Below are 19,138 nucleotides of genomic sequence, written 5' to 3'. Positions count from 1 at the left end.
GGACACTCCGCGTATGACCGCTTGCCCGGAGCGGATAGCCTGGGAGCACCGCCGCAGACCGACGTCCGATGTGAGAGACGCCGGCGCGGCGCCCGTTTGTGGAGGGGAACGCTGCCATGAGTGCTGCCCGCGTGGGCGTCGTCACTTTTCCCGGAACGCTTGACGATCAGGACGCGGCCCGCGCCGTACGCCACGCGGGTGGCGAGGCCGTGCCGCTCTGGCACGCGGATCCCGATCTCCGGGGGGTGGACGCGGTCTTCCTGCCCGGCGGGTTCTCCTACGGGGACTACCTGCGCTGCGGGGCCATCTCCAGGTTCGCCCCGCTGATGGAGGAGCTGATCCCCGCCGCCAGGGCCGGACTCCCCGTGCTGGGCACCTGCAACGGCTTCCAGATCCTCTGCGAGGCCCACCTGCTGCCCGGGGCGCTGATGCGCAACGCCGGACTGCACTACATCTGCCGCGACCAGGGCATCCGGGTCGAGAGCAGCACCACCCCCTGGACCTCCGACTTCACCGAGGGCCAGGAGATCGTGCTGCCGATCAAGCACGGGGAGGGCCGCTACGTCGCCGACGAGGCGACCCTGGGCGCGCTGGAGGCGGGCGGCCAGGTCGTCTTCCGCTACACGGGCGGCAACCCCAACGGCTCCCTGAACGACATCGCGGGCATCCGCAACGAGGCCGGCAACATCGTCGGTCTCATGCCGCACCCCGAGCACGCCGTCGAGGAACTCACCGGCGCCCCGAGCACCGACGGGCGCGCCTTCTTCTCCTCGATCCTGAAGAAGCTGGTGAACGCATGAGTCTCGACACCGTCAAGCGGGCCGAGGAGACCCCCGACGAGCGCCAGCCGTACGCCGAGCTGGGCATGAAGGTCGAGGAGTACGAGCGGGTCCGCGAGATCCTCGGCCGCCGTCCCACCGGCTCCGAGCTGGCAATCTACAGCGTCATGTGGAGCGAGCACTGCTCCTACAAGTCGTCCAAGGTGCACCTGCGCCAGTTCGGCACCAAGGCTCCCAAATCAGCGGCTCTGCTCGTCGGCATGGGGGAGAACGCCGGGGTCGTGGACATCGGTGACGGCTGGGCCGCCACCTTCAAGATCGAATCGCACAACCACCCGTCCTACGTCGAGCCCCACCAGGGCGCGGCGACCGGCGTCGGCGGCATCGTCCGCGACATCATGTCGATGGGCGCCCGGCCGGTCGCGGTGATGGACGCGCTCCGCTTCGGCGGCGCCGACGCCCACGACACCCGGCGGGTGCTGCCCGGCGTGGTCGAGGGCATCAGCCACTACGGCAACTGCCTGGGCCTGCCCAACATCGGCGGCGAGGTCGTCTTCGACCCCTGCTACATCGGCAACCCGTTGGTCAACGCCCTCTGCGTGGGCCTGCTCCGCAAGGACCAGATCAAGCTCGCGGTGGCCCCCGGACCGGGCAACAAGGTGGTCCTGTTCGGCGCGCTGACCGGCCCCGACGGCATCGGCGGCGCGTCCGTGCTGGCCTCGGCCACCTTCGAGGACGAGTCGCACGCCAAGCGCCCCAGCGTCCAGGTCGGCGATCCCTTCATGGAGAAGCTGCTGATCGAGTGCTGCCTGGAGCTCTACCAGGCGGACGTGGTCGTCGGTATCCAGGACCTCGGCGCCGCCGGTGTCTCCTGCGCGACCACCGAGCTCGCCGCCAAGGGCACCGGTGGCATGAACGTCAGGCTCGACCTGGTGCCGCTGCGCGATCCCTCGCTGCGGCCCGAGGAGATCCTGATGAGCGAGTCGCAGGAGCGCATGATGGCGGTCGTCACGCCCGACGACATCGATGCCTTCATGGCGATCTGCGCGAAGTGGGACATTCCCGCAACCGTGATCGGCGAGGTCACCGACGGAGGTCGCCTCGTGATGACCTGGCACGGCGAGACCATCGTCGACATCCCGCCGGGCACCGCGGCCGACGAGGGCCCGGTCTACGAGCGGCCGTTCCAGGAGCCGGCTGGCCAGATCGCGCTGAACAGCGACACTCCCAAGCGCCTCGCCCGCCCCGCCGACCTGCGTGCGGCGCTGCTTGAGCTCCTCGGCTCACCGAACCTGGCGTCCAAGGAGTGGGTCACCTCCCAGTACGACCGCTACGTCCGCGGCAACACAGTGCTGGCCCAGCCCGCCGACGCGGGCGTGCTGCGCATCAGCGAGGCCATGCCCGGTGCCGAGGAGACGAAGCGCGGAATCGCGCTGGCCACCGACGGCAACGGCCGCTACGCCCGCCTCGACCCGTACGCGGGGGCCCAGCTCGCCCTCGCCGAGGCGTACCGGAACGTGGCCGTGACCGGCGCGACGCCGCTGGCGGTGACCAACTGTCTCAACTTCGGCTCCCCCGAGGACCCCGAGGTCATGTGGCAGTTCGCCGAGGCCGTGCGCGGCCTGGCCGACGCCTGCAAGGCCCTCGGCGTCCCGGTGACCGGCGGAAACGTCTCGTTCTACAACCAGACGGGATCCGTCCCGATCCACCCGACGCCGGTCGTCGGCGTGCTCGGCGTCATCGACGACGTGGCCACCCGGGTACGGTCCGGTTTCACCGGTGACGGCGACCGGATCGTGCTGCTCGGCGAGACCGAGGCGGAGTTCGGCGGCTCGGAGTGGGCGCACGTGGCCCACGGCCACCTGGGCGGCCTGCCGCCCAAGGCGCGGCTGGCCTCGGAGCGCGACCTGGCTCTCGTCCTGACCACGGCCGCCTCGCAGGGACTGCTGACCGGTTCCCACGACCTGTCCGACGGCGGGCTGGCCATCGCCCTCACCGAGGCCTGCCTCGCCCAGGGCATCGGCTGCGCGGTCTCCCTGACCGGCGACGACGCGTTCGTCGAGCTGTTCAGCGAGTCCTCGGCCCGCGCGCTGGTGACCGTCAGGCCCGAGTCGTTCGACGCCTTCGCGAAGCTGTGCGCGACCCACGAGGTGCCCTGCTACGGCCTGGGCACCACCGGTGGTGACTCGCTGAACGTCAAGGGCGTTCTGGACATCCCGATCGCCGAACTCCGGGAGACCCACACGGCCACTCTGCCGGGCATCTTCGGCTGATCCTCACGCACCACGAAAGAGGGGTACGGCCCGCCTGAGCCGTACCCCTCTTTTGTTTTCGGTGCTTCGCACGGCACCCGGCCGGGTCCGTCTCCAATCTGGAAGAAGGCCCCCGACATGGGAGAAGGCCCCCCGGCAGCCATCCGGGAGGCCCTCTGTCGCGCTGTCGCGCTCAGTCTCGGGGATCAGCCCATGCAGAGCGCGTAGACGGTGCCGCTGGTGTTCTTGCCGCTCACGGTCCAGCTGGAGGAGCCGCTGGGCGCGCTCGTGTAGATCTGGCCGGAGGAGCTGCCGCCACCGCCACCGGGGCTGCTGCTGAAGCCGCCACCCGTGACGACCTTGCCCGCACCGCAGCTCACGGTCTCGCTTCCGCCGTGACCGCCGAAGCTGAAGGAGTCGGTGACGGTGGTGATGGTGGGCTTGGCGCCGGTGCCGTCCTTGCCGTCCTTACCCGCCGGACCCGCGGGACCCGCCGGACCGGCAGGACCGGCCGGGCCCTGGGCGCCCTTGGCACCGTCCTTGCCGTCGGTACCAGGCTTGCCGGGAAGACCGTCCTTGCCGTCGACCCCCTTCGGACCCTGCGGGCCGGTGTCACCCTTCGGACCCTGCGGGCCGGTCTTGCCGTCCTCACCCTTCGGACCCTGAGCACCGGTGTCACCCTTGGGGCCCTGCGGGCCGGTGGCGCCGGTCTTGCCGGGGAGACCACGCAGCCCCTGCGGACCCTGCGAGCCGGTGTCGCCCTTGAGGCCCTGCGGCCCCTGCGGGCCACGCTCGCCCCGCGGACCGGCGCTGGCGATGCCCTGCTGCTGGCTCTCGCCCTGCTGCCCCCACCTGATCCGGATCTCGGTGGGCTTGCACTTGGCCGTCACGTTGACGATACGGGCGTAACGCGTCTGCTTGTGGACACACGCGTGGATCTCCGCACCCGCCGACGAGGCTACGGCACTACCGCTCGCGGTGAACAACGTTCCGGCGAGCACACCAACGGTCACGACGGCGAGCGTGCGTCCGCCCGGCAACTTGATAGCCACTGGGCTTCCTTTCTGCGACACCAGAGTCTGGTGTGATGGGAGAGATACACGTAGTACACGGCTCAACCGTTTCAATGGTTGACCCGCGAAACATCACGCTTTGATCTCGGAAGCACAAATGTCCGGATGCCTGTCGGCAGCAGCCGTGTGCGGGATAATCGGGCCGTTCGGGGGAACCCGCCCGCTGGGCGTGGACGAACAACACAGGGAACCAACCGGGTTCTCCAGACACGGAGGCCACCGTGCCGACCACCACCCCGACAGACGCGGCCGCCGAGGGCCGCGCCGGACGGGCACCGTACCTGCCACCCGCCACCCATCCGGTCCGCGCCCTGGTGTGGGCGCTGCATCTGGCGCTGCCCATGCTCGGACTCTGGCTGCTGCTGGCCAAACCCGACCTGAACATTGTTCTGCAGGACAACCCGGGCCATTTCTGGTTGATCGCCGCCGTCGCCGGGATCAACCTGGTTCTGGGCCTCATGATCAGCGAGGCATCGGCCAGACGGGCGGACGCGCGCCTGCTCCTGGTCTCCCTGGTCTTCCTGAGCAGTGCCGGATTCTTCCTGGTGCACGGACTGAGCACCCCGGGAATCGTCCTGGGCGCCCCGAGCCACGGGTTCGACCTGTCCCACCCGGTGGGCCTCCTCGTCGCCTCGGCGTTCGCGTTCACATCGGCGCTGCCCCTGGGGGACCGAGCGGCCGAGACCGTCCTGCGGCGCCAGATCTGGCTGCGCGGCGGTCTGGCCGCCCTGATCATCGGCTGGGGGATCGCCTGCCTGGTGCCGGGCCTGACCCCGCTGAGCGACTCGCCCCCCGAGGGCACCGGCCTGGGCGGCCTGGAGTGGATCGGGGTGGCCCTGTACGTGGTGGCGGCCGCGATGATGTTCCAGCTGCACCGCAGCCGCCCCGCGGTCGTGCTGATCAGCCTGATCACCGCCTACGCGCTGCTCGCCGAGTCCCTGGTCGCCGGGTTGTCCCACCGCAACTGGCACCTGTCGTGGTGGCTCTGGCACGTGCTGCTGACCACGGCGTTCCTCTTCGTCGCCTACAGCGCCTACCTGCAGTTCCGGCGGGAGGGCACGAGCGCCGGGCTGTTCGACTCGGTGGCGCTGTCGGCGACGGTCCGCAGGATCAGAGCCGACTACGAGGCCGCCCTGGAGGAACTCGTCGGCCACCTGCGGCGCAACCAGGAGAGCAGGGTCCCGATCGCGAACAGGCTGGCGGGCAGGTTCGGGCTCACCGAGTCCCAGGTGGCGGTGCTCGACCGGGCGGGTGAGGCGCTGGCCAACGAGCGGGAACTGACCGACAGGCTCGCCGCGCTGGTCGAGGTGGGCCGGCAGGTCCGCGTGGGCCTGCCGGAGCGCGAACTGCTGGCGCAGAGCCTCGACCGCGTGCGGCAGGCGTACGGAGACGTCCGGATCAGGCTGGTCGACGACGGCCGGGTCACCGTGAACTCCAGGGAGTACGGCCCGAAGGACTTCCCCGAGGACCGGCCGATCCGGCTGGAGGGGAAGGTCGTCCACCCCCTGACCGTGAAGGGCAGGCTCGCCGGGGCGCTTGAGGTGCCGATCGGCAGAACCCCGCAGGACGAGGCGCTCGCCGCCATGCTGGCCGGTCAGCTGTCCATCTCCCTGGAGAACGTCCGCCTCTACAGCGAGCTGGAGACCCTCTTTCGGCAGTACATGTCACCGGACGTGGCCCAGTCGCTGCTGGCCGACCCGCAGACCGCGGCGCTCGGCGGCGAGCTGGTGGAGCTGACCGCGCTCTTCGCCGACCTGAAGGGCTTCACCGGCTTCTCCGAGCGGGTGGCGCCCGGCGAGATCGTCGAGATGCTGAACCGTTACCACACCGCGGCCGTGCCCATCGTGCTCGGCAACGGCGGCACGATCGTGCAGTTCGTGGGTGACGCGCTGCTCGCACTGTTCAACGCCCCCGCCAGGCAGTCCGACCACGCCCTCGCCGCGGCGCGGGCGGGCCTGGCGATGCAGGAGGCCGCCGAGGAGATCGCGGCGGGGATGCCCGGCTACCCTCGCTTCAGGATCGGCATCAATACCGGTGAGGCGCTGGTCGGGAACATCGGCAGCCCCGAGCTTCGCGGTTTCAACGCGATGGGCGACTGCGTCAACGTGGCCGCCAGACTTGAGGGAATCGCCGACCCCGGCAGTGTCGTGATCGGCCAGAGCACCCTCGACCTGATCGGCCCCAGGGCCCGGACTCGTTCCCTGGGCCCGCTCAACCTCAAGGGCAAAGAACGACCCGTCCATGCCCACGTGCTGTCCGGGCTCTCGTAGCCCCGGGAGCCGTACGGACACGATCGAGATCACCATGAGGTGGTTATGACTTCTTCTCCCGAACCGGGTGAGTTCATCACATCGCTCACGAGCGATGAGGTAGCGGCCCTGTACGCCGCCGGGCGTCCCCGGCGCTGGGACAGGGGCGCGACGATGTTCACCGAAGGCGATGCGAGCGACTGGGTGGTCGTCCTGACGTCCGGCCGGGTCAAGGTGTCCTCGCACACCGCGATCGGCAGCGAGGTGGTCCTGGCGATCCGAGGACCCGGGGCGTTGCTCGGCGAGTTCGCGGCGATCGACGGGCTGCCCAGGTCCGCCACGATCACCGCCCTCGAACCCGTCGAAGGAGTCACGGTCCGCGACTTTCCCGCCTACCTGCGGGAGCACGGGAGAGTCGCGGTGCTGCTCATGCGGATGGTGATCGGCAAGATGCGCGACTCCGACCGCAAGCGGATCGAGTACGGCGCGTTCGACACCGCGGGCCGGGTGGCCACCCGGCTGGTCGAGCTGGCCGAGCGGTACGGCGAGCCCACCAACGGCGGGGTCCGGGTGACGTTGCCGCTCTCCCAGGACGAGCTGGCCGGCTGGACCGGCGCCTCCCGCGAGGCGGTCAGCAAGGCGTTGCGTTCCCTGCGCGACCGCGGGCTGATCGAGACGGGCCGCCGCCGTGTGATCATCCACGATTTGGAGGGCCTACGCAGACGGGCGCGCTGAGGGCGCCCCCTCCCGCGATGCCGATCACCGTCCCCGGTCCGGCTCGGGACGCGAGCCGGGTGGGCGTGCCGTGCCCCGTCACCCGAGCGCCGTCCGCTCCGGGCGTGGCCTGACGCGAGCCGCGAGCGAGGCGGGCGTGCTCTGTGACGGGCCTGGATCAAGATCAACGTACAACGTACGTCAGACTGTGAGTCATGGTCGCAATCCCCCAGGACCTGCCCGGATCCCCTGAATACCTATCCAAACTCCGCTACGCGTGGCGGGTCTGCTCGGTCACCAGCCTCGGTATGGTCATGATCGGCATCTCCGGCAGCACGCTGAACGTCGCACTTCCCACCGTGGTCAGGCACTTTCACGCGGACGCGTTCGCGGCCGGCTGGGTCCTGCTGGCCTTCCTCCTCGTCAACACCGCGACGCTGGTGTTCTTCGGCCGGGTGGCCGACCTGCTCGGCCGGCGGGAGATCTATCTGGCGGGGTTCGCCCTGTTCACCGTCGGATCGCTGCTGGCCGGGCTCGCCCCCGGCGTCTGGTTCCTGATCGCGATGCGCACCGTGCAGGCGGTCGGAGCCGCGATGGTCCTCGCCAACGGAACCGTGATCATCACCGACGCCTTCCCTCCGGACCGGCTCAGCCAGGGCATGGGCGTCTACATCGGCACCCTCTCGGTCGCCCAGCTCGCCGGCCCCACCGTGGGCGGCCTCATCGCCGAGGCCGCCGGCTGGCAGTGGATCTTCTGGGTGAACGTACCGGTCGGGCTGACCGCCCTCGTCTGGGGAGCGTTCACGCTGCGCCGGGTGCCGCGGGGGGCGCGCAGGCCGGTGGACGCGCTCGGCAACCTGATCGTGTTCGCCGCCCTCTCCGCGGCCCTGATCGCACTGTCCGAGGCGGGGTCCCGAGGCCTGTCCAGCCCCGTGGTGACCGTCGGCATGGCGATCGCGGTGGCACTGGTCCCGGTGCTGCTGCTGGTGGAGCGCCGGGCGTCGCACCCCGTACTCAACGTGCGCCTGTTCGGCGAGCGCATGCTGGCCTCCGCCAATCTCGCCTCCTTCTGCAACGCGCTGGCGCGTTCGGCGCTGATCCTGCTGGTCGCCCTCTACTTCCAGGCCGCCAGGGGCATCGACGCCGTCACCGCGGCCCTGGGCGTGCTCCCCGTCCCGATCGGCATGGCCCTGGCCTCCCCGGTCACCGGCGCCCTCGGCCGCCGGGTCAGGCCGTACGCGCTGTCGGTGGGGGGCGCCCTGATGAGCGCGGCCGGGCTGGGCGTCCTGCTCCTGAACACCGCCCCCGCCACGCCGTACTGGATCATCGGGGTCGGCCTGTTCCTGTGCGGCTGCGGCAGCGGCACCTTTCTGACCGGCAACACCACCCAGGTCATGGCCGCCCTGCCGGCGGGAAGCCTGGGGGTGGTGAACGGCTTCCGGCTTATGATCATGAATGTCGGGATCGTGCTGGGGGTCGCCCTCGCGCTCAGCGTGCTGACCGGCTCGGTCAGCGCCGAGCTGCGCGGACAGGTGTACGCGGGCACACTGTCGCGCCTCTCCCCCGTCGCCGTGGAACACCTGATGGCCGGCTTCCAGCGGACCTACGCGGTGCTGTTCTCCGTCGCCCTGTGCGGGGCCGTCGCCGCGGCACTGGCCTATCCTCGCCGCCCCCTTCAGGCGGCCGGGAACGACTGATCGGCGGCTCGGCGACGGGCTTCGATACTCGGACATGCCCCCCTACCAGCGCGTCTCCCTCCCTCGTACGACATGGCCGACATAATGGGGATGGCCCGCCGGTCAGGATGGACGTCGGGCGCCCTCCCACACCCGTCTCCTCCCCAGAAACCCGCGTCACCTCGCCACCCGGGTGTCCGACAGGAGGAGCACATGCGTTCCGTCACACGGATCGGGATGGCCACCGCTCTCATGATGAGTCCGGGCGTTCCGATCGAACCGGATGCCGTCCCCAAACCCACGCCCACGCCCAGCGCCACGGCGACGCCCACCCCCACCCCGAGCGCCACACCCACGCCCACACCCAGCGCCACCATGACGTCCAGCGCCACAGCCAACACCACTGCCACCGTCACCACCAAAAACCACCAGAAGGTGTCAATTCCCCCCATAGGGGGGAGAAACAGTATCCCCAAGGCGCTGAAGAACGTCCCGTCGCTCCGCGTCCTGCCCCCGTGGCCCCGGCAGGCCAGCCACGTCCGGATATTCGTGCACTGCCCTCCCTCGTCGAACCACGCACTCGTCGGCTCCACCGCGTTCCCTCAGAAGGGATCCACACGTCGCTACCGGGAGGTGGGGATGGGAGTGTCCAACAGGGGGCTGGCCCACCACAGCGCGTCCATCTCCTACTTCGCCCTGCCCGGACCCCACGGGGCCTGCCTGAAGTGCGTGAAGGTCACGATGAACAAGCAGACCCGGATCAGGCGGATCCGGGTGACCGGCCGGGCCTTCGCGCCGCTCTACGTACGGAGGTTCAGCATCTGGCAGTTCTTCGACTGACGATCCACCGCTGACCGGGTGCCGCCCCCGGTGGCTCTCACCTGAGCCACCGGAAAGCGGGAACGGGGGTCAAGAGCCGATCTTGCCGCCCTTCGCGTGCCAGGCGACCACGACGGACGGGCGGGGCTGTGCGGTGCCGCCGTCCGGCCAGTGGCTGCTGGGAGCCTCGGGGGTGGCACCGTTGGTCTCGCCGGGGTGTTGCACGGCCACGAAGACGCTGCGCTGGTCCGCGCTGACCAGCGGGCCGCAGGTCTCCGCGCCGACCGGCACGCTCAGGAACTGCTTGAGGTGGCCGCGCTCGGAACCGCGGACCGGCATGACGAACAGGCCGTCGTTGGCACCCAGTTGGCTGCCGTCCGTGGAGATCCAGAGGTTGCCGTCGGCGTCGAAGGCCACGTTGTCCGGGCAGGAGATCGCCGAGACCTTGGTCTTGTCGAACCCGGCGAAGTAGGTCGCGGGGTCGTTCGGATCACCGCAGACCAGCGGCAGGGACCAGGCGAAGGTCGTGGCCCCGGCGTCGTTCCGCCGCTCGACGATCTCCAGGATGTGGCCGTGCTTGTTCGCCGGGCGCGGGTTGGCCTCGTCCACCTGAGCCGGAGTCCGGTTGGTGTTGTTGGTCAGCGCCACGTAGACGCCACCGGTGACAGGGTTGCGCTCCACGTCCTCGGGGCGGTCCATCTTGGTCGCCCCGACCTTGTCGGCCGCCACCCGGGTGTGGACGAGCACCTCCGCGGCCGTCATCCCCGGTACGTGCGAGACGTCACCGGTGACCAGCGGGATCCACTCGCCCGAGCCGTCGAACTGCCCGTCGGCCGGGAGCCCGCCGGTGCCGTCGATCTCGGTGGCGGGGCTGTCTCCGGTGAATCTGGCCACGTACAGCGTGCCGTCGTCCAGCAGGTCCCGGTTGTTCCGGTCGAAGCCGGGAATGTAGCGCTTCCTGGAGACGAACTTGTAGACGTACTCGAACCGGGAGTCGTCCCCCATGTAGGCCACCACCCGGCCGTCGGCGGCCAGGGAGGTGGTGGCACCCTCGTGGGCCAGCCTGCCCAGGGCGGTGCGCTTGATCGGGGTGGAGTCCGGATCGAACGGGTCGATCTCCACGATCCAGCCGGTACGGTTGATCTCGTTCGGGTGTTTCGCCAGGTCGAACCGTTCCTCGACCCGGTCGAACCTGCGGTTTCCATTCGGGATGCCCGTCGTGGCGCTCACCCCGTACCGGGTGAGGTAGGGCTTCTGCGCCTCGGGCACGCCGTTGCCGTTGACGAAGTACTGGTTGAAGTTCTCCTCGCCGCTGAGCACCGTGCCCCACGGCGTGGTGCCGCCCGCGCAGTTGTTCAGCATGCCGACCGGCGTGGTGCCCTTCGGGTCGGCCGCGGTCTTCAGCAGGTCGCTGCCGGCCGCCGGGCCGGTGAACCTCATCTGGGTCTGCACGGTGATGCGACGGTTGTAGCGGCGGGAGCCCTTGGTGACCAGCCTCCACTGGCCGGAGGCACGCACCCGCTCGACCTCGACCACCGAGCCGCCGTGCGCGGCCATCGCGATCCTGATCTGCTCCTCCGTCGCGGCGGTGCCGTCCGTGTAACCGCGGAACATCAGGTTCTCGTCGGTGTACTCGTGGTTGACCCAGAGCAGGCCACGGTGCTGCCCCAGCTGGAAGAGCGTCACGTAGTCGCAGTTGTAGCCGAACTGCTTGGCCTGCGCGGCGGCCGTCTGGTTCTCGAAGTCGAACGCCGGAGCGCCGGGCAGCACCGGGTCACCCCAGCCCACCACGACCGCCGACAGGTAGCCCGCGGGGACCGTCACCCTGTCGTCGGTGTTCGGCGCGATGGCGGTGAAGCGCGGGCCGTCCTTCCGGCCGGGGGCCTTCGCCCCCCGGCCCGGATCGGCGACGGCCGGGAGCGCCGTACCGACCCCCACCCCGGCGACGACGGCGCCCAGGGCGCCCGCGCGCAGCACCCCGCGCCGGGTCATCGCCTCGGCGACCACGTCGCCGAAGTAGGTGTTGTCACTGGTGTTCGTCACATCGTGGGCGCACTGGTCACCGCAACGGAACCGGCAGGTGAGCGCACTGCGGCCACCCTTGTGAGGGCTCGTGAGCAGGGGCAGCAGGCGGCGCGGCGACATGTTCGCCACAGGGGCCTCCAAAAAGGGGTGGAGTCTTACCGCCCGGACGCTACGTGCGCCGGCCGAACCCGAGGTGAACGACATTTGCCGGGACGGTGAACCGTTCTCCGGCCGTCACCGGAAGCGGGCGGTTCGGCGGCGTCCTGTCGTCGGAACAGCCCGCTCCGGCGGGCATCATGGAGGGCGTGCCGCCTTACAAGCCCGACCCCGCCAAGGTTCACGCCGCCCTCGACACCCAGCTGAGCTCCCTCGACGAGCCGCCCTACGACGGTCCCACCGGGGTCGCGGCGCTGCTGGACGCCTGCGTGAGCGTGGTGCTGCGAGCCTTCGAGCGCGAGATCCGCCCGGAACGGGAGATCACCCGCTTCGCCGTACGGCATCTGCTGGACAGGCTGGCGACGGCCGCTCCCGGCCGGACCGTCGAGGTCCGGGTCCCGCCCTACGCGGCGGTGCAGTGCGTGGCAGGTCCCCGGCACACCCGAGGCACCCCGCCCAACGTGGTGGAGACCGACGCGCGCACCTGGCTGGACCTGGCCACCGGCCGTCTGACCTGGCCCGCGGCGATGGCCGCCGGTAAGGTCGCGGCGAGCGGAGCCCGCGCCGACCTGTCGGAGCACCTGCCGCTGCGATAGCCCTCGCCGTTCCCCGGCGCCGGCCTCCCCGGGGGGCTCGCCGCCCCTCAGGGGGTGGGGCGGAGCCGAACGCCGAACCTGTCCTCGATGCAGCGCTGCTGCAGCTCCGGTGGCAGGTTGGCGCAGTCACCGATCTTGCTGTAGAGCCAGCTCAGGAACACCGCGGCGATGATCAGAGTGAGGGCGCTCAGCACTATGCCCACCCACGCCCTGCCCGGGGCGGACTTCTTGACGAGCGCGACGATCCCGACGATCAGACCGACGATCGCCACCAGCACGCCGAAGCCGCAGATGACGAGCGACACGATGGCCACGATCCCGAGCACGAGCGCGGCGGTGCCGAGCCCCTCGCCCTGCCTGCGGCCCTCACCCGGATACCCCGGGTAGGGCGCGGCGCCCGGATAGGCGGGCGCGCCAGGCGGTGGGTACGGCGGCTGGTAGGGGCCCGCCGCGCCCTGAGAGGGTTGGTAGGGACCCGCCGCGGACGGCGGCTGATAGGGACCTTCCGCGGACGGCGGCTGATAGGGACCTTCCCCGGACGGCGGCTGATAGGGACCTTCCCCGGACGGCGGCTGCGGACCGGGACCTCCGTAGGGCTGCCCGGCCTGCTGAGCCTCCCCGTATCTCGGCTGCTCCCCGTAGCCGGGCCGGCCCGAATAGCCCGGCTGGGGGGTGCCGGGGGCGGGCTCCGTGGACTCGGGGGGGCGGGGCTGGGCCGCGGGCTCCTCGGCGGGCTCAGGCGGTTCGTAGCGCGAAGGCTGGGCGGGGCCGGGCTGGTCAGGACCGCCCTGGGCCTCCGAGGTGCTCTCCCAGCCGGGATACGCGGCGGGCGTGGTACCGGGCACGGGGTGCGGCGGCCGTTCCTCCGGCGAGGGCACTTCCCGCTCCCGCCCACCGGACTCCGGTGTCTCGTCCCCCTGCGGAGCGTCCGGATCGCCGGCCTGGTCAGGCGGGGGGATCTCCGGCGCGACCGGCGTGTCCGGATGCGGCGGCACCCTCGGCTCCTCGGGAACAGGGGACGGCGCCTCGCCGGGGCCGGGTACGGGCGACTCGGGATCCGGCTCCTGCCACGGCTCCCGCCGCGGATCGGGCTGGTTCGGGTCCACAGGTGTTGTCACGTCTATTCTCCCGACGCTTGGGCATGCCGGATATCTCACACTCCCCTGTCACCTGCCGACGAAACAGGCTGACACGGTAAAACACCGATGATCGTTCGGTCAGGGTGCGACATGCCACGGAACGGACCCTAGGTGCGAGCAGGGAAGAAGCCGACCTAGAATGAAGCATGTGTTGAAGGGCGACGGCCATCTGAGCCATGACCTTGACCCCCACGACCGGCCTCCGAAGGACGCATGTGGCGTCTTCGGGGTCTGGGCTCCTGGGGAGGAAGTCTCCAAACTCACCTACTACGGACTGTACGCGTTACAGCACCGCGGTCAGGAGTCCGCGGGCATCGCGGTCAGCGAGGGCAGCAGGATCCTCGTCTACAAGGACATGGGACTGGTCTCCCAGGTCTTCGACGAGTCCGTGCTCGGCACCCTCCGCGGCCACCTGGCGATCGGTCACTGCCGCTACTCGACGACCGGGTCGAGCGTCTGGGAGAACGCGCAGCCGACGCTGAGCTCGACCGAGGGCGGCGGGCTCGCGCTCGCCCACAACGGAAACCTGATCAACACCCCGGTGCTGGCCAGGCGTCTGGCCCCGGGTTCCACCCGGGCGACCACCGACACCGAAGTGCTGACCTCGCTGCTGGCCCAGGATCGCACCCAGTCCATCGACGACGCGGCCGCCGAGCTTCTTCCGCAGGTCAGGGGCGCCTACTCGCTCGTCTTCATGGACGAGCGGACACTTTACGCGGCCCGTGACCCCCAGGGCGTCCGCCCGCTGGTCCTGGGACGCCTGGAGCGCGGCTGGGTGGTCGCCTCCGAGACCGCGGCCCTGGACATCGTGGGCGCCACGTTCGTCCGCGAGATCGAACCGGGTGAGCTGATCACCATCGACGAGCGCGGCGTGCGCTCGCGGAAGTTCGCGCTCGCCGAACCCAAGGGCTGCCTGTTCGAGTACGTCTACCTGGCCCGTCCGGACACCACGATCGCCGGGCGCGGCGTGCAGACCACGCGCGTCGAGATCGGCCGCATGCTGGCCCGCGAGCACCCGGTCGAGGCCGACCTGGTCATCCCCACGCCCGAGTCGGGCACCCCCGCCGCCGTCGGCTACGCCGAGGAGAGCGGGATCCCGTACGGCCAGGGCCTGGTCAAGAACTCCTACGTGGGCCGGACCTTCATCCAGCCGTCCCAGACGATCCGCCAGCTGGGCATCCGCCTGAAGCTCAACCCGCTGAAGGAGGTCGTCGCCGGCAAGCGCCTGGTCGTCGTGGACGACTCGATCGTCCGGGGCAACACCCAGCGGGCGATCGTCAAGATGCTGCGCGAGGCGGGCGCCAGGGAGGTGCACGTCCGGATCTCCTCCCCGCCGGTCAGCTGGCCGTGCTTCTACGGCATCGACTTCGCCACCCGGGCCGAGCTGATCGCCGGTTCGCTCAGCGTGGAGGAGATCCGCGCCTCGCTCGGCGCCGACTCGCTCGGATACATCTCGCTGGAGGGCCTGACCAAGGCCACCACGATCCCTGCCGACCGGCTCTGCCGCGCCTGCTTCGACGGTGACTACCCGATCCCGATCGACCAGGACAACGTGGGCAAATACGTGCTGGAGGCCAAGCATTGAGCAGGTCAGGCAGTCAGACCGCCCGGCCGACGAGAGAGGCCCCATGACCAGCTACGCGGCCGCAGGAGTGGACATCGACGCGGGTGAGCGCGCCGTCGAGCTGATGAGATCGAAGGTCGCGCGGTCCCGGCGGCCCGAGGTCGTGGACGACGCCAGCGGCTTCGCCGGCCTCTTCGACGCCTCGGCCCTGCTGTCGTACCGGCGGCCGCTGCTCACCACGTCGACCGACGGCGTCGGCACCAAGGTCATGCTGGCCCAGCGACTGGGCAAGCACGACACGATCGGCCTCGACCTGGTCGGCATGGTCGTGGACGACCTGGTGGTCTGCGGCGCCGAGCCGCTGTTCATGACCGACTACATCGCCTGCGGCAAGGTCGTTCCCGAACGGATCGCCGAGATCGTGGGCGGCATCGCCGAGGGCTGCCGCCTGGCGGGCTGCGCCCTCATCGGCGGGGAGACCGCCGAGCACCCCGGAGCCATGGGCGCCGACGAGTACGACCTCGCGGGCGCCGCCACCGGCGTGGTGGAGGCCGACCGGATGCTCGGCCGGGACAGGGTCCGCGAGGGCGACGTGGTCCTCGCGCTGGCCTCCTCCGGCGTGCACTCCAACGGCTACTCGCTGGTCCGGCACATCATCGACCGGGCCGGACTGTCGCTGGAGGCCGAGCTTCCCGAGCTGGGCCGGACGCTGGGCGAGGAGTTGCTGGAGCCGACCAGGATCTACTCGCTCGACTGCCTGGAGCTGGCCCGCACGGTCGACGTCCACGCGTACGCGCACATCACGGGTGGCGGCCTGGCGAGCAATCTGGCCCGTTCGCTGCCCGACGGGCTGGACGCGCTGCTCGACCGCTCGTCATGGACCCCGCCCGCCGTCTTCGAGGTGCTCGCCGGACACGGCCGGGTGGCTCAGGCCGACATGGACCGCACGTTCAACCTGGGCGTGGGCATGACCGCGATCGTCGCCGCGGAGGCCGTGCGGCCCGCCCTGGCGCTGCTCGGCGAGCGCGACCTTCCGGCCTGGGTGCTCGGCGAGATCGTCGAGGGCTCCGGCCAGGCACGCTTCCGATGACCCGATGGACTTTCCTCGCCCCGGCCCGGGGCGAGGAAAGTCCCGGGTGAGTCGAGTACCACGAAAAGCGCCCCGGACCACCGGAGCGCCGCATATTGTCGACTCCCAGCGAGAGGGACACCCGGCGGCTCTGTGCTCACCGCAGGGTGCCCCGCTCACCGTCAAACCGAAACCCGCCTAGCGGCGCCCGGATGTCCCGTCGTCGCGGTCATCCTTGGAGCCGAAGTCATCGGCGTAATCGGCGTACCGATCCGCCAGCTCGTCGTAGGCGTCGTTGGAGTCGTCGTTGTGGTTGGAGTCGTCTCTGACTCCGAGCTCGTCGCGAAGACGCTCAAGATCAGTGCCACCGCTGTTGTACTTCAGCTGGCGAGCAACCTTGACCTGCTTGGCCTTTGCTCGGCCGCGCCCCATTGGCTCGACCCCCTCGTGTGGGGTCGTGCCCGACCCCTCGTCGCTAACGCACCACGCACTGACGCCACCTGACTTGAGGCGCCAGCTCTCGTTCGCCTACAACCGTACCCGTTTTACGCCCGGCTCGGTACGCCGTATGGGCGTGTGGGGCTAGTGGCCCAGCCAAATGCCCCTAATTCGCCCGACTTCCGACATTCTTCGCTCAGCCAGCCTATCGGCTGCGACAGCCGGAGGGATGCCGTCCTCCGCCGCGGTGGAGAAGATCTTAAGAGTCGTGTCGTAGATCTGGGTGGCCTTTGCCCGCGCCCGGTCCATGTTGAATCCGGCGATCTCGTCCGCGACCTGGATCACCCCGCCGGAGTTGACCAGGTAGTCGGGCGCGTAGAGGATTCCCCGGTCGGCGAGCTGCTTCTCCACGCCGGGGTGGGCCAGCTGGTTGTTGGCCCCGCCGCAGACGATCGTGGCGCGCAGGCGGGCCACCGTCTCGTCGTCCAGCGCCCCGCCGAGGGAGCACGGCGCGTAGACGTCGATGTCGGACCCGGTGAGCTCCAGCCGGTCGGCGACCACCTCCACCCGCGGGTGGCGCCGCAGCAGCCGCTCCACGGCCGCCTCGCTCACGTCGCAGATCACGACCTCGGCGCCCTCCTCGACCAGGTGGCCGACCAGGCGGTGGCCGACCTTGCCCACGCCCTCGACACCGACGCGCCTGCCGCGCAGCGTCGGCGTGCCGTAGGCGTACTCGGCGGCGGCGCGCATGCCCTGGAAAACGCCGTAGGCGGTCAGGATCGACGAGTCCCCGGCTCCGCCGTTGGCCGGCGTACGGCCGGTCACGTAGGAGCTCTCGCGGGCCACGACGTCCATGTCCTCGCTGTAGGTGCCGACGTCACACGCGGTGTAGTAGCGGCCCCCGAGCGACTGGACGAACCGGCCGTAGGCGCGCAGCAGCGCCTCGCTCTTGTCCTTCGCCGGGTCGCCGATGATGACGGCCTTGCCGCCACCGAGGTCGAGTCCCGCCAGGGCGTTCTTGTAGGCCATCGCCCGTGAGAGATTGAGCACGTCCGCCAGCGCGGCCTGCTCGCTCTCGTAGGGATAGAACCTGGTGCCGCCCAGGCCTGGGCCCAGGGCCGTGTTGTGGATGGCGATGATGGCCCGCAGGCCACTGCGCTCATCGGAGCAGAAAACGACCTGCTCGTGCCTGTTCTGGCCGGTTACCGGGCCCGCGTCCTTGTGGGACAGCCCGAAGACGTCGGTCACTGTGGTGACTCCCAGTCGTCCGTTCCCGCCGCTCCGTCGCGGCGGAGATCGCCTTCAGCGTAGCCACAAGCCCGCGGCGGGACGACTCACGCGAAGGTCTCATCACGTTCGACCGGGCGGACGCGCCGCCTCGCCGTGGTCGCCGCGGCTCCCGCGTTCGAGACGATCGGCCCCCCCGGGGGGCGGAGGAGTCACCCGGCCGCCGGGGCCGCGGCCACGAAAGCCGGTCCGGTACGGACAGCGGCCCGCCGTTCGTGACACGATGCGGACGTGTTGCCCTACGCCGCGTACCTCCGCGTCTACGAGCCACTGGTCGCGTTCACCCCCGCGGAGCGCGTCTCGTGGGCCGCCTACGCCGAGGCGGCCGACCGACCGCGCCGCGCCGGTGCCCTGCACGCCGAGCACGGCGAGGCGGTGCGGCGCCTCCTGGGGATCCCACCGGCCCCGGCACCCGCCCAGGAGAGCCCCAACGCCTATCTGAGGCGCGTGGAGGAGGTCCTGTACGTCTGCCCATGGCAGAGCAGGCTGAGGTCGTGGCTGGCCTTCTCACGCTTCCGCGGGACGACCCCGCCCAAGCTGATGGAGCGGTTCGTCCCGCCCGCCGTCGCGGCGCAGACCGCCGACGACTTCGACCGGTTCAAGCGCCGTACCGACTCGGCCGCGCTGCGCACGCACATCCGCGGCTCCACCTGGCACGTTCCGACCTCGTGGTTCGTCCCCTTCGACGGCAACGAGCGCTGGCTGGTCATCGACGGCGACGGGAGCCAGGGGGGCACGACCACCACGCGCAATCTGATCTACGTCACCTCCATGGCCCATGCCAGGCGCCGCAGCGCCCGCGCCCTGCAGATCATCAGGAGACAGGTCGGCGAGGTCTCGATCACCGCCGAGGTCGAGGACGTGGCGCGCTGGCTGGAGGAGTTCCACCCGCATTCGCTGGTCGAGCTCGACTACGGCGGCATCGTCAACCTCATGGACGACGAGACGCTCCAGGCCGACGAGTCCGTGGCGGAGCTCGCGGCGGCGCTGACGGGTCTGGAAAAAGGCGAGGAAGAACTGGCGTTCGCCATGTACCAGCGCGTCATCCTCCGCTGGCGATCAATACAACTTCTCGAATCAGCAAACTGACTCGCAAATCATCCCTTCGACCTGCGTAAGTAGGTCCGTCGATGACCGGGGATGCACCTACGAACTGAGTAGTTTGCCGTTTTCACTGCGATACCACGAAACGTGTCGCTAGAATCACCGAGCGTGACAACAACACGTGCACAAGAGAGATGAGTCACTCAAAGACTCGCCAATCGCTCTACGTGGCTGTATGGTCACATCGGGTGATGCCGT

Annotated in this window: 15 protein-coding genes; 10 read left to right on the top strand and 5 right to left on the bottom strand. The window is 70.2% G+C overall.

What is annotated here, in order from left to right; translation table 11 throughout:
* Positions 1-116: 116 nt before the first annotated feature.
* Together purQ and purL are read left to right on the top strand one after the other, a co-directional pair.
* A complete protein-coding gene (purQ, locus tag AB0K21_RS27030) occupies positions 117-800 on the top strand; it encodes a phosphoribosylformylglycinamidine synthase subunit PurQ (protein WP_343972755.1) in 684 nt (227 codons plus the stop codon).
* Complete coding sequence (gene purL / locus AB0K21_RS27025) at positions 797-3,052, top strand: phosphoribosylformylglycinamidine synthase subunit PurL (protein WP_343972752.1); 2,256 nt, start codon at positions 797-799, stop codon at positions 3,050-3,052. The genes purQ and purL overlap by 4 nt, the downstream gene beginning before the upstream one ends.
* A 185-nt stretch (positions 3,053-3,237) precedes the next feature.
* On the opposite strand, the gene AB0K21_RS27020 is transcribed toward purL, so the two are convergent.
* The gene (locus tag AB0K21_RS27020) at positions 3,238-4,083 is read right to left on the bottom strand and encodes a hypothetical protein (protein ID WP_364154295.1); all 846 of its coding nucleotides are present in this window, start codon (positions 4,081-4,083) and stop codon (positions 3,238-3,240) included.
* A 242-nt stretch (positions 4,084-4,325) separates the two neighbouring features.
* Between AB0K21_RS27020 and AB0K21_RS27015 the strand changes: the two genes are divergently transcribed.
* From AB0K21_RS27015 to AB0K21_RS27000, 4 genes are all read left to right on the top strand, one after another.
* Positions 4,326-6,374 (top strand): adenylate/guanylate cyclase domain-containing protein, encoded by a 2,049-nt coding sequence (locus AB0K21_RS27015; protein ID WP_343972746.1) that lies wholly within the window; start codon positions 4,326-4,328, stop codon positions 6,372-6,374.
* 45 nt (positions 6,375-6,419) lie between these two features.
* The gene (locus AB0K21_RS27010; RefSeq protein WP_343972743.1) at positions 6,420-7,088 is read left to right on the top strand and encodes a Crp/Fnr family transcriptional regulator; all 669 of its coding nucleotides are present in this window, start codon (positions 6,420-6,422) and stop codon (positions 7,086-7,088) included.
* Between the two features lie 194 nt (positions 7,089-7,282).
* Complete coding sequence (locus AB0K21_RS27005; protein ID WP_364154291.1) at positions 7,283-8,764, top strand: MFS transporter; 1,482 nt, start codon at positions 7,283-7,285, stop codon at positions 8,762-8,764.
* Between the two features lie 192 nt (positions 8,765-8,956).
* Positions 8,957-9,583: a hypothetical protein gene (locus AB0K21_RS27000; RefSeq protein ID WP_364154288.1), complete on the top strand. Its 627-nt coding sequence runs from the start codon at positions 8,957-8,959 to the stop codon at positions 9,581-9,583.
* A gap of 69 nt (positions 9,584-9,652) precedes the next feature.
* Here AB0K21_RS27000 and AB0K21_RS26995 read toward each other — a convergent pair whose 3' ends face one another.
* A complete protein-coding gene (locus tag AB0K21_RS26995; protein WP_364154332.1) occupies positions 9,653-11,707 on the bottom strand; it encodes a PhoX family phosphatase in 2,055 nt (684 codons plus the stop codon).
* Between the two features lie 176 nt (positions 11,708-11,883).
* Here AB0K21_RS26995 and AB0K21_RS26990 point away from each other — a divergent pair, with 176 nt between their 5' ends.
* Positions 11,884-12,339 (top strand): sterol carrier family protein, encoded by a 456-nt coding sequence (locus AB0K21_RS26990; protein ID WP_343972856.1) that lies wholly within the window; start codon positions 11,884-11,886, stop codon positions 12,337-12,339.
* Between the two features lie 47 nt (positions 12,340-12,386).
* Here AB0K21_RS26990 and AB0K21_RS26985 read toward each other — a convergent pair whose 3' ends face one another.
* Entirely contained in the window at positions 12,387-13,457 is a 1,071-nt protein-coding gene (locus tag AB0K21_RS26985) for a hypothetical protein (RefSeq protein ID WP_364154286.1), read from the bottom strand.
* 160 nt (positions 13,458-13,617) lie between these two features.
* On the opposite strand from AB0K21_RS26985, the gene purF reads away from it, so the two are divergent.
* Entirely contained in the window at positions 13,618-15,063 is a 1,446-nt protein-coding gene (purF, locus tag AB0K21_RS26980) for an amidophosphoribosyltransferase (RefSeq protein ID WP_343972731.1), read from the top strand.
* 43 nt (positions 15,064-15,106) lie between these two features.
* Positions 15,107-16,132 carry a phosphoribosylformylglycinamidine cyclo-ligase gene (purM, locus tag AB0K21_RS26975; RefSeq protein ID WP_364154283.1) on the top strand — a complete coding sequence of 342 codons (1,026 nt, stop codon included), beginning with the start codon at positions 15,107-15,109 and terminating at the stop codon, positions 16,130-16,132.
* 177 nt (positions 16,133-16,309) lie between these two features.
* Here purM and AB0K21_RS26970 read toward each other — a convergent pair whose 3' ends face one another.
* Entirely contained in the window at positions 16,310-16,543 is a 234-nt protein-coding gene (locus AB0K21_RS26970; RefSeq protein WP_030917477.1) for a DUF3073 domain-containing protein, read from the bottom strand.
* A 150-nt stretch (positions 16,544-16,693) separates the two neighbouring features.
* Complete coding sequence (locus AB0K21_RS26965; RefSeq protein ID WP_343972722.1) at positions 16,694-17,797, bottom strand: Glu/Leu/Phe/Val dehydrogenase dimerization domain-containing protein; 1,104 nt, start codon at positions 17,795-17,797, stop codon at positions 16,694-16,696.
* 270 nt (positions 17,798-18,067) lie between these two features.
* Between AB0K21_RS26965 and AB0K21_RS26960 the strand changes: the two genes are divergently transcribed.
* A complete protein-coding gene (locus AB0K21_RS26960) occupies positions 18,068-18,925 on the top strand; it encodes a hypothetical protein (protein WP_343972719.1) in 858 nt (285 codons plus the stop codon).
* Positions 18,926-19,138 lie beyond the last annotated feature (213 nt).

It is taken from the genome of Streptosporangium sp. NPDC049248 (genome assembly GCF_040678965.1).
Lineage (GTDB): Bacteria > Actinomycetota > Actinomycetes > Streptosporangiales > Streptosporangiaceae > Streptosporangium > Streptosporangium fukuiense.
Note: the sequence above shows the minus strand (reverse complement) of the source record. Positions and strands in the feature narration are given on the sequence as shown.

What these genes read in the sequence shown, in the direction of transcription:
- purL (WP_343972752.1), top strand. Translation starts at nt 797, where the DNA reads ATGAGTCTCGACACCGTCAAGCGGGCCGAGGAGACCCCCGACGAGCGC.
- purQ (WP_343972755.1), top strand. Translation starts at nt 117, where the DNA reads ATGAGTGCTGCCCGCGTGGGCGTCGTCACTTTTCCCGGAACGCTTGAC.
- AB0K21_RS27000 (WP_364154288.1), top strand. Translation starts at nt 8,957, where the DNA reads ATGCGTTCCGTCACACGGATCGGGATGGCCACCGCTCTCATGATGAGT.
- purF (WP_343972731.1), top strand. Translation starts at nt 13,618, where the DNA reads ATGAAGCATGTGTTGAAGGGCGACGGCCATCTGAGCCATGACCTTGAC.
- AB0K21_RS26990 (WP_343972856.1), top strand. Translation starts at nt 11,884, where the DNA reads ATGGAGGGCGTGCCGCCTTACAAGCCCGACCCCGCCAAGGTTCACGCC.
- purM (WP_364154283.1), top strand. Translation starts at nt 15,107, where the DNA reads ATGACCAGCTACGCGGCCGCAGGAGTGGACATCGACGCGGGTGAGCGC.
- AB0K21_RS26995 (WP_364154332.1), bottom strand. Translation starts at nt 11,707, where the DNA reads ATGTCGCCGCGCCGCCTGCTGCCCCTGCTCACGAGCCCTCACAAGGGT.
- AB0K21_RS27005 (WP_364154291.1), top strand. Translation starts at nt 7,283, where the DNA reads ATGGTCGCAATCCCCCAGGACCTGCCCGGATCCCCTGAATACCTATCC.
- AB0K21_RS26970 (WP_030917477.1), bottom strand. Translation starts at nt 16,543, where the DNA reads ATGGGGCGCGGCCGAGCAAAGGCCAAGCAGGTCAAGGTTGCTCGCCAG.
- AB0K21_RS27010 (WP_343972743.1), top strand. Translation starts at nt 6,420, where the DNA reads ATGACTTCTTCTCCCGAACCGGGTGAGTTCATCACATCGCTCACGAGC.